At 74.1% G+C, this 15038-nt stretch carries 13 protein-coding genes; 5 read left to right on the top strand and 8 right to left on the bottom strand.

Annotated features, from left to right (window positions below; genetic code table 11):
• Positions 1-8 precede the first annotated feature (8 nt).
• Genes nadC through OHB56_RS23725 form a run of 4 tightly spaced genes read right to left on the bottom strand, consistent with a single transcriptional unit; the run spans position 9 to position 4840 of the window.
• The gene (gene nadC / locus OHB56_RS23740; protein ID WP_406355535.1) at positions 9-998 is read right to left on the bottom strand and encodes a carboxylating nicotinate-nucleotide diphosphorylase; all 990 of its coding nucleotides are present in this window, start codon (positions 996-998) and stop codon (positions 9-11) included.
• A gap of 52 nt (positions 999-1050) precedes the next feature.
• A complete protein-coding gene (locus OHB56_RS23735) occupies positions 1051-2838 on the bottom strand; it encodes an L-aspartate oxidase (RefSeq protein ID WP_326754048.1) in 1788 nt (595 codons plus the stop codon).
• Entirely contained in the window at positions 2835-3830 is a 996-nt protein-coding gene (gene panC / locus OHB56_RS23730) for a pantoate--beta-alanine ligase (RefSeq protein WP_326754047.1), read from the bottom strand. The genes OHB56_RS23735 and panC overlap by 4 nt, the downstream gene beginning before the upstream one ends.
• Positions 3827-4840, bottom strand: coding sequence for a Rossmann-like and DUF2520 domain-containing protein (locus OHB56_RS23725; protein WP_406355533.1), 1014 nt, complete (start codon positions 4838-4840; stop codon positions 3827-3829). The genes panC and OHB56_RS23725 overlap by 4 nt, the downstream gene beginning before the upstream one ends.
• Positions 4841-5006: 166 nt before the next feature.
• On the opposite strand from OHB56_RS23725, the gene OHB56_RS23720 reads away from it, so the two are divergent.
• Entirely contained in the window at positions 5007-6338 is a 1332-nt protein-coding gene (locus OHB56_RS23720) for a threonine aldolase family protein (RefSeq protein WP_406355531.1), read from the top strand.
• Positions 6339-6539: 201 nt separating this feature from the next.
• Positions 6540-7682 carry a DUF5937 family protein gene (locus tag OHB56_RS23715; protein ID WP_406355529.1) on the top strand — a complete coding sequence of 381 codons (1143 nt, stop codon included), beginning with the start codon at positions 6540-6542 and terminating at the stop codon, positions 7680-7682.
• Between the two features lie 61 nt (positions 7683-7743).
• Here OHB56_RS23715 and OHB56_RS23710 read toward each other — a convergent pair whose 3' ends face one another.
• The 3 genes from OHB56_RS23710 to OHB56_RS23700 all read right to left on the bottom strand — a co-directional run bounded on the left by OHB56_RS23710 (position 7744) and on the right by OHB56_RS23700 (position 10395).
• Positions 7744-8403 (bottom strand): AAA family ATPase, encoded by a 660-nt coding sequence (locus OHB56_RS23710; protein WP_406355527.1) that lies wholly within the window; start codon positions 8401-8403, stop codon positions 7744-7746.
• A gap of 49 nt (positions 8404-8452) precedes the next feature.
• On the bottom strand, positions 8453-9124 hold the full coding sequence (locus OHB56_RS23705) for a response regulator transcription factor (protein ID WP_326754042.1): 672 nt from the start codon (positions 9122-9124) through the stop codon (positions 8453-8455).
• 68 nt (positions 9125-9192) lie between these two features.
• On the bottom strand, positions 9193-10395 hold the full coding sequence (locus OHB56_RS23700) for a sensor histidine kinase (RefSeq protein ID WP_326754041.1): 1203 nt from the start codon (positions 10393-10395) through the stop codon (positions 9193-9195).
• A gap of 190 nt (positions 10396-10585) precedes the next feature.
• Between OHB56_RS23700 and OHB56_RS23695 the strand changes: the two genes are divergently transcribed.
• Positions 10586-11713, top strand: a complete 1128-nt coding sequence (locus OHB56_RS23695; RefSeq protein WP_406355525.1) for an SAM-dependent methyltransferase — start codon at positions 10586-10588, stop codon at positions 11711-11713.
• 71 nt (positions 11714-11784) lie between these two features.
• On the opposite strand, the gene OHB56_RS23690 is transcribed toward OHB56_RS23695, so the two are convergent.
• Positions 11785-12936, bottom strand: a complete 1152-nt coding sequence (locus OHB56_RS23690) for an NADH-quinone oxidoreductase subunit D (protein WP_326754039.1) — start codon at positions 12934-12936, stop codon at positions 11785-11787.
• A 280-nt stretch (positions 12937-13216) separates the two neighbouring features.
• Between OHB56_RS23690 and OHB56_RS23685 the strand changes: the two genes are divergently transcribed.
• The gene (locus OHB56_RS23685; RefSeq protein WP_326757110.1) at positions 13217-13627 is read left to right on the top strand and encodes a PH domain-containing protein; all 411 of its coding nucleotides are present in this window, start codon (positions 13217-13219) and stop codon (positions 13625-13627) included.
• Positions 13624-14958 (top strand): PH domain-containing protein, encoded by a 1335-nt coding sequence (locus tag OHB56_RS23680; protein ID WP_406355523.1) that lies wholly within the window; start codon positions 13624-13626, stop codon positions 14956-14958. The genes OHB56_RS23685 and OHB56_RS23680 overlap by 4 nt, the downstream gene beginning before the upstream one ends.
• Positions 14959-15038 lie beyond the last annotated feature (80 nt).

The raw sequence follows: 15038 nt of genomic DNA, 5'->3' as shown, positions 1-15038 counted from the left end.
GCGGACCCCTACTCAGCCGCTCGCAGATCCAGGCCGATGTCCAGGATCGGCGAGGAATGGGTGAGGGCGCCCACGGCGAGGTAGTCGACCCCCGTTTCGGCGTACGCCCTGGCGTTGTCGAGGGTGAGCCGGCCGGACGCCTCCAGGGTGGCGCGGCCGGCGACGAGAGCCACCGCCTCCTCGCACTCGCCGGGGGTGAAGTTGTCCAGCAGGATCAGGTCGGCGCCCGCGTCCACGACCTCGCGGAGCTGGTGCAGGGTGTCGACCTCGACCTCGATCGGTACGTCGGGGAAGCGTTCCCGGACGGCCTGGAACGCCTGGGCGACGCCCCCCGCGGCGACGACGTGGTTGTCCTTGACCAGGGCGGCGTCGGAGAGCGACATGCGGTGGTTGACACCGCCGCCGCAGCGCACGGCGAACTTCTCCAGGGAGCGCAGGCCCGGGGTGGTCTTGCGGGTGTCGCGGACCTCTGCCTTCGTGCCGTCCAGGACGTCGGTCCACGCGCGCGTGGCCGTCGCGACGCCCGAGAGGCGGCACAGGAGGTTCAGGGCGCTGCGTTCCGCCGTGAGGAGGTCGCGGGTGCGGGCGGTGACGGAGAGGAGCTTGTCGCCGGCTTCCACCCGGTCGCCGTCCTCCACGTGCCGTTCGACCTCGAACTCCGCCGTGCAGACCACCGAGAGGACCGCCTCGGCGACCCTGAGGCCCGCCACGACGCCCGCTTCCCGCGCGGTGAAGTCGGCGGTGGCGACGGCGTCCTCGGGGATGGTCGCGACCGTCGTCACGTCCACGCCGTGGGCGAGGTCCTCCTGGAGGGCGACGTTGGCGATGTCCTCGACCTCCACCGGGTCCAGACCGGCGTCGGCCAGGAGCTGGGCGAGCGCGGGGTCGAGGCCGCACTCCAGGTAGGTCTCGTCATGGCTCTCGTCGCCGTTCGCGCCGCAGGCGCAGCCGTCGCCGCAGCCACCGGACGGGGCGAGGGGAAGGTCTGGGGTGGTCACTGCTGTCACTGCTCCTGGGGCCTGGTGCGGGAGGGTCGGGGAGTCCGGGACGTCAGAGAAGCTCGACGTCGGGGAGGGCCGGGGCATCGGGGAGGGTCGGGGGGAAGTCTGTGGTGTCGGTGGTGTGCGTCGCCAGCGTGCGATCCGGATTCAGCCGTACGACGATGTGGCGGCGCCAGTCGGTGTCGTCGCGCTCGGGCCGGTCCTCGCGCCAGTGGCAGCCCCGGGTCTCCTCGCGCCGCAGCGCGGCGGCGACCAGGACGCGGGCGACGCACAGGAGGTTGGTCGTCTCCCAGGTGTCGACGCCGGGCTCGGCGGTCTTGCCCTGCTCGTCGAGGGCGTCGCGGGCGGCGGCGTGCAGCCGCTGGAGCGCGTCGGCGGCCTGCTCGAGGGAGGCTGCGGAGCGCAGGACACCGGCTCCCCGGGTCATGATCCGCTGGATGGTGAAGCGGGCCTCCGCGGGGAGGAGGGGGTGTCCGGGGCGCTCGGCGGGCGGGAGGGGCTGCGGCGTGCGCGCGTGGAGGGCGTTCCCGGTCCGGCTCCCGGCGATGTCGGCGGCGATGCGCTCGGCGTAGACCAGGCCCTCCAGGAGCGAGTTGGAGGCGAGCCGGTTGGCTCCGTGCACGCCGGTGCAGGCGACCTCCCCGCAGGCGTAGAGGCCAGGGACGGTGGTGCGGCCGTGGAAGTCGGTGCGGACGCCGCCGGAGGCGTAGTGGGCGGCGGGGGCGACCGGGACGGGCTCGGTGACCGGGTCGATGCCGTGGGCGCGGCAGGCGGCGAGGATCGTCGGGAAGCGGTGCTCCCACATGTCGGCGCCGAAGTGCCGGGCGTCGAGGTACATGTGCTCGGCGTCCAGTTCCTGCATCCGGCGCATGATGCCCTTGGCGACGATGTCCCGCGGGGCGAGCTCGGCGAGCTCGTGCTGCCCCACCATGAAGCGCACCCCGTCGGCGTCGACCAGGTGGGCGCCCTCGCCGCGGACCGCCTCGGAGACCAGGGGTTGCTGGCCCTCCGCGTCCGGACCGAGGAAGAGGACGGTCGGGTGGAACTGCACGAACTCGAGGTCGCTGACCTCGGCGCCCGCACGGAGGGCCAGCGCCACCCCGTCGCCGGTCGAGACGGAGGGGTTCGTGGTCGCGCTGAAGACCTGGCCCATGCCACCGGTCGCCAGCACCACCGCGGGGGCGTGCACGGCCCCCACGCCGTCGTGCTGGCCCTCCCCCATGACGTGCAGCGTCACACCCGCGCTGCGCCCCTCGGCGTCCGTGAGCAGATCCAGGACGAGCGCGTTCTCGATCGTGCGCAGTCCCGCCCGTCGCCCACCACCGCCCTCGCCCGGGAGCGCTGCGCGCTCGCCGCTCCCGATCGCGCGTACGGCCTCCACCAGCGCGCGGGAGATCTCCGCGCCGGTGGCGTCCCCGCCCGCGTGCGCGATGCGCCGACGGTGGTGGCCGCCCTCGCGGGTGAGTTCCAGGCTGCCCTCTTCGGACTCGTCGAAGTGGGCGCCGGTGGCGATGAGACGGCGTACGGCGTCGGGGCCCTCGGTGACGAGGATGCGGACCGCCTCCTCGTCGCACAGGCCCGCGCCGGCGACCAGGGTGTCGTCCCGGTGCTGCTCGGGGGTGTCGCCGTCGCCGAGGGCCGCGGCGATGCCGCCCTGGGCCCAGCGGGTGGAGCCGTCGTCGAGCCGGGCCTTGGTGACGACGACGGTGGCCAGTCCGGCGGCCTCGCAGCGCAGCGCGGCGGTCAGTCCGGCCACGCCGGAGCCGACGACCACGACGTCCGCGGTGATGGACCACCCGGGCGCGGGAGCGTGCAGTCGTATGCCGGTGCTGGTCACGAGGCGGCTCCGAGGGTGCCGAAGGTCAGGGGGACGTTGTCGATCAGGCGGGTCGTGCCGACCCGGGCGGCCACGGCGAGCACGGCCTCGCCGGTGAAGTCGTCGCCGATCTCGGTGAAGTCCGAGGGGTCGACCAGGGCCAGGTAGTCCAGCGTGAGCGGCGGGGTGAAGCGGGCGGCCCCGTCGAGGACCTGGCGGGCGGCGGTGCGGACGGCCTCGGGTCCGCCCGCCGTGGCGACGGCGTGTGCGTCGGCCGCCGCGCGGGACTCCCCGAGCGCGTTCAGCGCCTCGACGCGCGCGTGCGTGGCGGGCACTTCGCGGGCCCGCGCGCGCAGCGCCTCCTGCGCGGCGTGCCGGTCCTGGCCGGCGAACAGGGCGCCGGACAGGGCGAGGGCGGTGCGCCGGTCCGCGGCGGAGAGGTAGCGGTTGCGGCTGGAGAGGGCCAGTCCGTCGGGCTCGCGGACGGTGGGGACGCCGACGATGTCGACGCCGAAGTTCAGGTCGCGGACCATGCGGCGGATCAGCGCGAGCTGCTGGGCGTCCTTCTGGCCGTACAGGGCGGCGTCGGGGCGGGTGAGGTGCAGCAGTTTGGCGACGACGGTGAGCACACCGTCGAAGTGGCCGGGGCGGGCGGCGCCCTCCAGGCGTTCGCCCATGGGTCCGGCGCTGACGCGGACCTGGGGTTCGCCGCCCGGGTAGACCTCGTCGACCGACGGGGCGAAGAGCACGTCGGCGCCCGCCTGCCCGGCGAGCTCGAGGTCGGCGTCCAGGGTGCGCGGATACCGGTCGAGGTCCTCGCCCTCGCCGAACTGCAGCGGGTTGACGAAGACGGTGACCACGACCTCGCCCTCGGCGCCCGCGAGGTCGCGCGCGGCGTGGATCAGGGCGGCGTGGCCCTCGTGCAGGGCGCCCATGGTCATCACGACGGCTCGGCGGCCCGTGCGCACGCGTGCGTGCAGGTCGGCCGCAGTGCGCAGCAGGGTGGTGGTCATCGGGGGTCCTCTTCGCCTTCGCCGCCTTGATCGCCCTGGCCACCGGGGTCACCGGGGTCACCGGGATTGCCCCGGGCGCCCCGGTTTCCCGGACCGCCGGGGCTCGTCGTCCCGTCGGCGAGTACCCCGAGGAGGTCCTCGGCGAGCTCCGGCTTCAGCAGGCCGTGGGCGAGGGCGCGGTCGGCGGTCGCGCGGGCCATCGCCAGATAGCCGGCGACGGTCTGCGGGGCGTGCCGGCGCAGCTCGGTGACATGGGCGGAGACGGTGCCCGCGTCACCGCGCGCGACGGGGCCGGTGAGGGCCGCGTCGCCGGAGCGCAGGGCGTTGTCCAGGGCGGCGCCGAGCAGCGGGCCGAGCATCCGGTCCGGGGCCTCGACCCCGGCGGCGCGCAGCAGTTCCAGGGACTGGGCGACCAAGGTGACCAGATGGTTGGCGCCCAGGGCGAGGGCCGCGTGGTAGAGCGGGCGGTTCTCCTCGGCGATCCACTCCGGTTCGCCGCCCATCTCGATCACGAGGGCCTCGGCGGCCAGCCGCAGTTCCTCGGGCGCGGTGACGCCGAAGGAGCATCCGGCGAGCCGCTGCACGTCCACGGGGGTGCCGGTGAACGTCATCGCCGGGTGCAGGGCCAGCGGCAGCGCGCCGGCCCGCAGGGCGGGGTCCAGCACCTTCGCGCCGTACCGCCCGGAGGTGTGCGCGAGGAGCTGTCCCGGCCGTACCGCACCCGTCTCGGCGAGCCCGGCCACCAGCTCGGGCAGCGCGTCGTCCGGGACGGTCAGCAGCACCAGTTCAGCCCGCTCCAGCACCTCGGCGGGCGCGACCACCGGCACGTCGGGGAGCAGCTGCTCGGCCCGCTTCCGGGAGGCGGCGGAGACCGCGGACACGGCCACCGGACGGTGTCCGGCGAGCTGCAGGGACGCCGCCAGGGCCGGTCCGACGCGCCCGGCGCCGACCACACCGACGCTGAGCCGCGCGGGGCGGTCCCTGGGATCTGGCTGTGGGCTTGTGTTCACGCGACGACGGCCTTCCCGTTCCAGTCCGCTCGGGGTACCGGACGTTTTTTCGTCATGTTAACGCGAAACGCGGCCGGTTCCCCGGCGCGCGGTGGTCCACAGGGTGTGGACTCCGCGGCGAAAACCCGGGTGCCCGCGCGCGTCCGTACGCGGGATGATCCCGGGCATGGGTGATACGGCGGAGAACGGCACTGCGGCACAGGACGGGGACGGGCGGCGGGCCGGGGCGGAACCGGGCCCGGACCGGGAGCCGGACCGGGAGCCGGCTCGAGAGCCGGAGCAAGGGACGGATCGAGGGACGGATCGAGGGACGGAGCAAGGGACGGAGCAAGGGACGGAGCAAGGGACGGATCGGGAACGGGGCCTGAAGCTCCGCGAGCGGCGGATCGCCGCCTGCCGCGACGCCCCGCGCGCGCTCGCGCGCCTCGGTTTCCTCGGCCCTCTCCGGGAGCGGCTGGCCCTGCTGGACGCGGCGTCGGACGTGTACGACCTGGACGAGACGGCCGACCTCTACGGCGACGGCGTCGTCGAGGCGCTGGAGGAACGGGTCGCCGGACTCCTGGGCACCGAGGCCGCCGCGTTCTTCCCGACCGGGACGATGGCCCAGCAGGTGGCCCTGCGCTGCTGGGCGGGCCGTACCGGCAACCCGGTGGTCGCGCTGCACGGGCTCGGCCATCCCGAGGTGCACGAGCGGAACGCGTTCAGCCGGGTCAGCGGCCTGTCTCCGGTGCGGGTGACCAGTGAACCCCGGATGCCGACCGCCGCCGAGGTGCGGGACTTCGAGGAGCCCTTCGGCGCGCTGATGCTGGAACTCCCCCTCCGGGACGCCGGTTTCGTGCTGCCCACCTGGGAGGAGCTGACCGAGGTGGTGGACGCCGCGCGGGAGCGCGAGGCCGTGGTCCACTTCGACGGGGCCCGGCTGTGGGAGTGCACGGTGCACTTCGGCCGTCCGCTGGAGGAGATCGCCGCCCTGGCGGACAGCGTCTACGTGTCGTTCTACAAGTCCCTCGACGGTTTCGGCGGTGCGGCGCTCGCCGGTCCGGCGACGCTGGTGGAGGAGGCCAGGGCCTGGCGGCACCGGTACGGAGGCAATGTCTTCCAGCAGTTCCCGACCGCGCTGTCGGCGCTGATCGGTCTGGAGCGTGAGCTGCCCCGGCTGCCCGAGTACGTCACCCACGCGCGTGTGGTGGCCGCCGCCCTGCGCGAGGGGCTGGCGGAGGCCGGGGTGCCGTGGGCGCGCGTCCACCCCGAGGTGCCGCACACCCACGACTTCCAGGTGTGGCTGCCGTACGGGGCCGACGTCCTGGCCGAGGCGGCCGTCCGGGCGGCCGAGGAGACGGGGGCCGCGCTGTTCGCCAACCACTGGGATCCGAAGGGACCGGGTCTGGCCCTCACCGAGGTGTACGTGCGGGCGGCGGGCCTGGAGTGGACGGCCGACGACGTACGGACCGCGGCCGCGGACTTCGTACGGCGGCTGCCGCCGGAAGCGCAGGCGTAGGGGCACGGAGACCGGCGTAGAGGCGTAGAGGCCGAGGAGCCGCGGGGCGTCGCAGGGCCGAGGAGCCGCGGGGCGTCGCGGGGCCGAGGGGCGTCGCGGGGGCAGGGGCGTCGCGGGGGCAGGGGCTCCCGAGCGCCGCCCCGATTGACGGCGGCCGTCAATCGGGGCGGCGCCGTCAGCGGCGGAGTGCACGATGAGGGCATGAGTGTGCGCATCGACATCTCGGGGCTGAGACCGACGGGGCCGGCCCCTGCCCGGGCGGAGCCGGGAGCCCGGGAGAGGATCGCCGTCGTGCCGTCCCCGCTGGCCGAGCTCGGCATGGCGCTGCACGCGCTGTCCGAGCCGGCCCACCACCCCGGGCTCCAGAGCTGGGTGACGGGCGTGACCGCACGCCTGGACCCGCATCTGGCGGACCGGATGTGCGAGGCCGACTTCCTGTGGCGTACGACGTTCTCGGACCTGTTCCTGGCGTGCGCGGGCGTCCCCGGCGGCGCGCTCCCCGGCGCGGACCTCGCCGAGGAGCTGGAGCTGCTGGACAAACTGTCGGACGAGCAGTTCGTGGCCGCCGCGCTGGAGTTCACCTGCGCGTTCCCCTACGGCACGCCGGGCCCCGGCCCGCTCACCGACGAGAGGATGCGCCACCGGGCGCTGGAACTGGCCGCCGCGCGGGGGCCCCGGCAGGTGCGGTTCGCGGAAGGACTGCTGGCCGAGCCGCCCCGGATCCGGGCCTGGCTGAGGGAGTTCCTCCAGGACTGCGACGAGGCGTTCTTCGCCGAGGCCTGGTCCCGGCTGCGTCATCAGCTCGCCGCCGACACCCGGCTCAAGACGGACCTGCTGCGGCACAAAGGGCTGGCCGAGGCACTGGCCGCGGTGTCCCCCGCGGTCACCGTCGACCTGGACGCCGGCCTGGTCACGGTCGACAAACTCGGTGACACCCGTACGGCCACGGCCGACACCGGCCTGCTGCTGATCCCGACGAGCCTGGGCCGGCCGCACCTGATGGTCCTGCACCGGTACGGCTGGCAGCCGGTGCTGCACTACCCGGTCGGCTCCCCCGAGCTCGCCGCGCCGCCGACGGTCGAGCAGCTGGCCCTGCGGATGACGGCGTTGTCCCACCCCGTCCGCATGCGGTTGTGCCGTCACCTCGCGCGCAGCGCGTACACCACCGGTGAGCTGGCCCAGGTGCACGGCATGACGGCCCCGGAGATATCCCGTCACCTCGGCGTGCTGAAGAAGGCGGGCCTGCTCACCACGCGCCGCCGCGGCCGGTACGTACTGCACCAGCTGGACGTGACGGTCGTGGCCCGGCTCGGCAGCGACTTCCTGGAGGGCATTCTGCGCTGACGGCGGCCCCGGACACGGGCCGGACGGCGCCGACCGGCCGGAGCGGAGGTGGTGCAGCGGGTCAGTCGAAGCGGATGTGGCGGATGCCGACGCCCGCCTGCCGCAGCCGGGTCCGCAGCGGGCCCTCGTGGTTGGGGCGCAGGGTCAGTCCGGCCAGGACGGCGATGCGGTCCGCCGTCTTCGGGACGGTCGTGTGGTCGGTCCACAGGTGCTCGGCGAACTCCGGCTCGCCCAGCCGCTCCAGGCAGTGGTCGAGCCGCCGCACCGCCCAGCTCTCCCCGCGCAGGCCCGCGTTCTTCCCGCCGACGTACTTCAGGAGGCGCCCGAAGCCGCGTTCGCGCAACCGCCGCAGCACCGTCTCCCGTTCGGCGAGCAGGGCGAAGTGACGTACGTCGTGGCCGAGTTCGCGCAGCCGGCCGACGGTCTCGGCGAAGCAGCCCGGGTCCGTGACCGTCATGGGCACGATCACGACGCCGTCGTGCCGGTTCAGGGCGAGGTCGAGGACCTCGACGACACCCTGCCGCCAGGAGGCCAAATCCTGGAAGTCGTCTATCAGCGGCCTCCGGCCGCGGGCTCCCCGGAGTTCCGGCGGGAGCATCCGGTGCAGGCCGAAGCCGACGTGCTCGGGGTCGCAGATGACGCTGCCGGGCAGCCGGCGCCGTATCTCGTGTGCGGTCTGCGTCTTGCCGCCCCCGAAGGGACCGTTGATCCACAGCAGCATGCGCAGACCCTACCGACGCGAGGACGCCCGGTCAGCCCTGTGCGCACGGTCAGCTCTGTCCGCCGGCCCGTACCAGCCCCGTCTCGTAGGCGAGGACCACCACCTGCACCCGGTCCCGCAGCCCCAGTTTGGTCAGGATGCGGCCCACGTGGGTCTTCACGGTGGCCTCCGACAGCACCAGGCGGGCCGCGATCTCACCGTTGGACAGGCCCTGCGCGACCAGCACCATGACCTCCCGTTCCCGCTCGGTGAGCCGCTCCAGCTCCTTGTGCTGGGGCTGCTTGGTGGTGCTCGGCAGCATGGGGGCGAAGCGGTCCAGGAGCCGGCGGGTGGTGGAGGGTGCGACCACAGCGTCGCCGCTGTGCACCGCGCGGATCGCGGTGAGCAGTTCGCCGGGCGGCACGTCCTTGAGCATGAAGCCGGAGGCGCCCGCCTTCAGCCCGGAGAAGGCGTACTCGTCGAGGTCGAAGGTGGTCAGGATCAGCACCTTGGGAGGGTCGGTGTCCTCGCAGATCCGGCGGGTCGTCTCCACCCCGTCCAGCTTCGGCATCCGGACGTCCATGAGCACCACGTCGACGGCGGTGGAGCGCAGCACCTGGAGGGCCTCCACGCCGTCGCCCGCCTCCGCCACGACCTCCATGTCCGGCTGGGCGTCGAGCACCATCCGGAACCCGGTGCGCAGCAGCACCTGGTCGTCGACGAGCATCACACGGATCGCCATCGGGGCCTCTTCCCTCATCCAGAAGGTGTTACAGGTGTCAATAAAGGGCGTGCGCAAACGTTCAGGTGTCAATGAGCGGGTTTGAGGGGCAACAGGACGCTGATGCGGAATCCTCCGCCCGGCCTCGGACCCGCGTCCAGGGTGCCGCCGACCATACCGACCCGCTCGCGCATGCCGATCAGACCGTGCCCCTGGCCGTCGAACCCGCCCTCCTCGTACAGCTCGTGCGGGGCGCCCTTGCCGTCGTCCTCGACGAGCAGGCCGAGACCGTCGTCGAAGTACACCAGGCGCACACTGGCCCCCGTGTTGGGCCCGCCGTGCTTGCGGGTGTTGGTGAGCGCTTCCTGCACGATGCGGTACGCGGTGAGTTCGAGGCCGCTGGGCAGGGAACGCGGGGTGCCCTCGACCTTGAAGTCCACCGGCAGCCCGGCTTCCCGGCACTGTTCGACGAGGTCCTCGATCTGCCGCACGTCGGGCTGCGGCACGTACTCCCCGGCCTCCTGGTGCTCGCCGGTGCGCAGCACGCCGAGCAGGCGGCGCATCTCGGCGAGCGCCTGGCGGCCGGTGGAGGAGATCGTCTCCAGCGCCTTCCTGGCCTGGTCGGGCGCCGCGTCGAGGACGTAGGCGGCGCCGTCGGCCTGCACCACCATCACCGACACGTTGTGCGCGACGACGTCGTGCAGTTCGCGCGCGATGCGGGCGCGCTCGGCGGCGACCGCGACCTTCGACTGTGCCTCGCGCTCCTTCTCGAGCCGCGCGGCGCGCTCCTCGAGCTGGGCGAAGTAGGCACGCCGGGTGCGCATGGAGTCGCCGAGCACCCAGGCGAGGACGAAGGGCACGGTCAGGAATATCACCATGGCGATGTTGCCCGCCGCGCTCACGTCCTCGATCGGCCAGCGCGCCTGCGCCACCGGCGCCGCGCACAGGCCGGCGCCGAGCGCGAGACGGGAGGCCCAGCGGGCGCCGACGGCGGCGACCGTGTAGACGATCACCAGCAGGGCGAAGTCGGCCGGGACCGTCGCCACGTTCAGGACCACCTGGAGCAGGGCCACCACGAGGGCCAGCACCAGCATCCGCTCCGGCATCCGGCGGCGCAGCGCGACGACCAGGGACAGCAGCAGCATGACCGGTACGGCCACGGCCGTCGGCGGGGTCCCGTGGCCCTCCTCGACGGGTGCTCCGCTGAGCAACGAAATCCCGAACAGGACCACGGCCCAGAAGCCGTCGACCCATGCCGGGTGTCTGCGGAGAAAATCGTAGAGGCGGTGCACGTGGCCCAGCGTAGGGAAGCGAACTGCGTGCAGGGGTCAACCGGAGGGCCGATCCCCGGTCCGTACGCGTACTCCGCAAGGTGGAGGCCCGGCGTGTCCCCGCACGTAACCTGGGCCGATGACGACGGCAGCGGCGGCGGCGACGAGCCGGCGGCGCCGGTGACATGGGCGACAACGGGCGGGGGAACCGGTGACGGCAGGGACGGAAGGCGGCCCGCGCGGGTGGCGGGCGGCGACCCGGGCGGCTCTGTACGGGCCGGACGGGTTCTACCGCGGGCCGGAGGGCCCCGCCGGGCACTTCCGCACGTCGGTGCACGCCTCACCGCTGTTCGCGGAGGCCGTGGCGCGTCTGCTGTGCCGGGTCGACGAGGCGCTGGGCCGGCCCGCGGTGCTCGACTTCGTGGACATGGCGGCGGGACGGGGCGAACTGGCCGCCGGTGTGCTCGCCGCGCTGCCCGCCGACGTGGCGGCGCGCACGCGGGCGTGCGCCGTCGAACTCGCCGGCCGTCCCGGCGGTCTCGACCGGCGGATCGAGTGGCGGGCCGAGCCCCCGGAGCGGACCACGGGGCTGCTGTTCGCCAACGAGTGGCTGGACAACGTGCCCCTGGAGGTCGCCGAGGTCGACCCGGAGGGCGTCCCCCGGCTGGTCCTGGTGGGCGACGACGGAACGGAACGGCTCGGGCCGCCGGTCACGGGCCCGGAGGCGGAGTGGCTGGCACGGTGGTGGCCCCTGGCGGGCGAGCGACCCGTGACGGACGGCGGGGAGGCCGTGACGGACGGCGGGGAGGCCGTGACGGAGGGGGAGGCCGTGACGGAGGGGGAGGCCACCCCGGGATCCGCCCCGGAGGCCGCGAGCGGAGCGGGACTGCGGGCGGAGATCGGGCTGCCCCGGGACCTGGCCTGGGCGTCGGCGGTCGGGACGCTCGCGCGGGGGCTCGCGGTCGCCGTGGACTACGCGCACACGGCGGGCGCGCGCCCGCCGTTCGGGACGCTCACGGGCTTCCGGGAGGGGCGCGGGACGACGCCCGTACCGGACGGGTCGTGCGACATCACCGCGCACGTCGCCCTGGACGCCTGCGCGGCGGCCTGCCCGCTCCCCGGCACCCGGCTGCTCCCCCAGCGGGCCGCCCTGCGCGCCCTGGGCCTCACCGGCTCGCGCCCCCCGCTCGCCCTCGCGTCCACCGACCCCGCCGGCTACGTACGGGCCCTGGCCGCCGCCTCGGAGGCCGCCGAGCTCGTCGCGCCGGGCGGGCTCGGTGATTTCGGGTGGCTGCTGCAGCCGGTCGGGATCCCGGACGTGCTCGCGGACGCCGCCTGAGACGGCTCCCCCACTGCCTTCTCCCGCTGCCCCGCTGCCCTACTGCCCCGCTGCCCCGCTCGCCTGCCGCCCTACTTGTCGATGTCCCCCACCACGAAGAACATCGACCCCAGGATCGCCACCATGTCCGAGACCAGCGTCCCCGGCAGCAGTTCGGTGAGCACCTGGACGTTGTTGTACGACGCCGAGCGCAGCTTCAGCCGGTACGGCGTCTTCTCGCCCTTGCTGACCAGGTAGTACCCGTTGATGCCGAGCGGGTTCTCGGTCCACGCGTACGTGTGTCCCTCGGGCGCCTTGAGCACCTTCGGAAGCCGCTGGTTGACGGGGCCCGGGGGCAGGTCGGCGAGCCGGTCGAGGCAGGCCTCGGCGAGGTCGAGGGCGTGGTACGTCTGCTCCAGGAGGCATTCGAAGCGGGCGAGGCAGTCGCCCTCCTCGCGGGTCACGACCTTCAGGACGTCCGCCAGCTCGCCGTACGCGAGATACGGCTCGTCGCGGCGCAGGTCGAGGTCGACGCCCGAGGCCCGGGCGATCGGCCCGCTCACCCCGTACGCGTGCACGGCCGCCGGGGAGAGGACGCCGACACCGCGCGTGCGGCCGCGGAAGATCTCGTTGCCGAGCACCAGGTCGTCGAAGCGGTCCATGCGGGAGCGCACGTCGGCGACGGCGCCGCGCGCGCGTGTGGTCCATCCCGCCGGAAGGTCCTCCTTGAGGCCGCCCACGCGGTTGAACATGTAGTGCATGCGCCCGCCGGAGACCTCCTCCATGACGTGCTGGAGCTCCTCGCGCTCGGTGAAGGCGTAGAACACCGGTGTGATGCCGCCGAGTTCCAGCGGATAGGAACCGAGGAACATCAGGTGGTTCAGCACCCGGTTCAGCTCCGCGAGCAGCGTGCGCAGCCACACCGCGCGCTCGGGGACCTCCATGCCGAGCATCCGCTCCACGGCGAGGACCACGCCCAGTTCGTTGGAGAACGCCGACAGCCAGTCGTGGCGGTTGGCCAGCATGATGATCTGCCGGTAGTCCCGCGCCTCGAACAGCTTCTCCGCGCCCCGGTGCATGTAACCGATCACGGGCTCGGCACGGGTGATGAGCTCGCCGTCCAGGACGAGCTTCAGCCGCAGCACACCGTGCGTGGACGGATGCTGGGGCCCGATGTTGAGCACCATGTCGGTGCTCTCCGCGGCGCCGCCGATGCCGACCATGGTCTCCGTCGTGGGAGTCATGAACACAGTCTCCCCTACGTACGCTGGGGCCATGGAGACGGGGAACCCGCACGACGCGGGTACAGCGGGGCAGGAACGGCCCGCTGAGGCGACGGCGGCCACGGCGATCACCGGGACGACGGCGGGACCGGCGGCGGGACCGGCGGCGGGACCGGCCGCGGGACCGGCCGCGACGACGGAAGCGGTGGAGCCGGTGGTCCCTTCCGGCGCGCCGGCGGCCCCCGGGGGCGAGCCGAAGTGGATCGCGCTGCCGCCGGGGCTGCTGAAGGTGCGCCGGCTGATGCTGGTGGTGTGGCTGGGGCTGCTCACGCTGGCCGCCGGGCTGGTCCCGGGCCTGCTGGCCGGGCCCGGATGGGCCGCGTTCGCCCTGCTGCCGCTGGCCCTGCTGGTCTGGGGCTGGGTGATGCTGGAGCGCAACTGGCGCTCTTGGCGGTACGCCGAGCGCTCCGACGACCTGCTGATCAGCCGGGGTGTCCTGTGGCGTGAGGAGACGGTCGTGCCGTACGGGCGGATGCAGCTGGTCGAGGTGACGTCCGGGCCCTTGGAACGGCACTTCGGGCTGGCCAGCGTGCAACTGCACACGGCGGCCGCGGCGACCGACGCCACCATCCCCGGTCTCGTCCCGGCCGAGGCGGAACGACTGCGCGACCGGCTCACCGAGCTGGGCGAAGCCCGATCGGCGGGGCTGTGACCGCCCCGCAGGCTCCCGGGGCCGTACGCGAGCGGCGGCCCGTGATCGAGCGGCGGCTGCACCCCGTCACGCCGCTCAGGCGGGCGTGGGCGCCCGTCGCGGTCGTCATCGGGTGGGCGCTGCACGACCCGGACCAGGCGCAGCGCCAGCTGACCCGGCTGACGACGACCACCCTGCTGATCGGTCTCGGCGTCCTCATCCCGGCCGCCGCCCTCTACGGCTTCCTGACCTGGTGGTTCACCCACTTCGCGGTGACCGACAGCGAACTGCGCATCCGCACCGGGCTGTTGTTCCGGCGTACCGCGCACATCCGGCTGGAGCGGATCCAGGCCGTCGACGTCACCCAGCCGCTGCTCGCGCGGGTCGCGGGCGTGTCCAAGCTCAAACTCGACGTCATAGGGACCGACAAGAAGGACGAGCTGGCCTTCCTGGGCGCCGACGACGCCCGCGCGCTGCGTGCCGAACTGCTCGCGCGGGCGGCCGGTTTCGCACCCGAGACAGCGCACGAGGTGGGTGAGGCCCCGTCCCGGCAGCTGCTGCGCGTGCCGCCCGGCGTCCTCGCTCTCTCCCTCGTGCTGACCGCCGCGACCTGGGTCTGGCTGATCGTCGCCGTCGTCGCGCTGCCGCTGCTGTGGATGGCCACCCACAGCCTGTGGACACTCCTCGCCGCCGCCGTCCCGGTGGCCGGCGCGGTGGGCGCGAGCAGCGTCGGCCGGTTCGTCACCGAGTACGACTGGACCCTGGGCGAGTCGCCCGACGGGCTGCGGATCGACCACGGTCTCCTCGACCGGGCGCACGAGACGGTGCCGCCGGGGCGGGTGCAGACCGTGCGGATCGTGGAGCCGCTGCTGTGGCGGCGCCGGGGCTGGGTGCGGGTGGAGCTCGACGTGGCGGGCTCGTCCAACTCCCTGCTGCTGCCGGTCGCTCCGCGCGAGATCGCCGAATCCGTCGTCGCGCGGGTGCTGCCCGGCGTCGGCGTGCCGTCGCACGCGGAACTGTCCCGGCCGCCGCGGCGCGCGCGGTGGTGCGTGCCGGTGTGGTGGCGCGGCTACGGACTCGCCGTCACCGGCACTGTGTTCGCCGCTCGGCACGGCCGGCTGACCCGGACCGTTGCACTGGTGCCGCACGCCAAGGTGCAGAGCGTACGGCTGGTCCAGGGGCCCTGGCAGCGCGCCCGGGGCGTCGCGGACGTCCATGTGGACACCGGGGCCGACAAGTCCGTGGTCGCCCGGCTCCGGGACGCCGACGAGGCGGCGGAGCTGTTGCGGGCCCAGGCGGAACGGTCCCGGACCGGCCGCCGGGACGCCCGCCCGGACCGGTGGATGGCCTGACCCGGGTGCCGGGCGTCCGGCGCCCGGCCCGGACACGCGAACGGGGTCCCGCACGCCTCCCGTGCGGGACCCCGTTCGCG

Origin of the sequence: Streptomyces sp. NBC_01635, assembly GCF_045209715.1 — a bacterium.
Taxonomy (GTDB): Bacteria; Actinomycetota; Actinomycetes; order Streptomycetales; family Streptomycetaceae; genus Streptomyces; species Streptomyces hirsutus.
The sequence above is the reverse complement of the archived record's forward strand: the minus strand, read 5'-3'. Positions and strand labels throughout refer to the sequence as shown.

Coding starts and splice junctions, on each gene's coding strand:
- panC (WP_326754047.1), bottom strand. CDS start 3,830: ATGACCACCACCCTGCTGCGCACTGCGGCCGACCTGCACGCACGCGTG.
- OHB56_RS23720 (WP_406355531.1), top strand. CDS start 5,007: ATGGGTGATACGGCGGAGAACGGCACTGCGGCACAGGACGGGGACGGG.
- OHB56_RS23715 (WP_406355529.1), top strand. CDS start 6,540: ATGAGTGTGCGCATCGACATCTCGGGGCTGAGACCGACGGGGCCGGCC.
- OHB56_RS23710 (WP_406355527.1), bottom strand. CDS start 8,403: ATGCTGCTGTGGATCAACGGTCCCTTCGGGGGCGGCAAGACGCAGACC.
- OHB56_RS23705 (WP_326754042.1), bottom strand. CDS start 9,124: ATGGCGATCCGTGTGATGCTCGTCGACGACCAGGTGCTGCTGCGCACC.
- OHB56_RS23690 (WP_326754039.1), bottom strand. CDS start 12,936: ATGACTCCCACGACGGAGACCATGGTCGGCATCGGCGGCGCCGCGGAG.
- OHB56_RS23685 (WP_326757110.1), top strand. CDS start 13,217: ATGCTGGTGGTGTGGCTGGGGCTGCTCACGCTGGCCGCCGGGCTGGTC.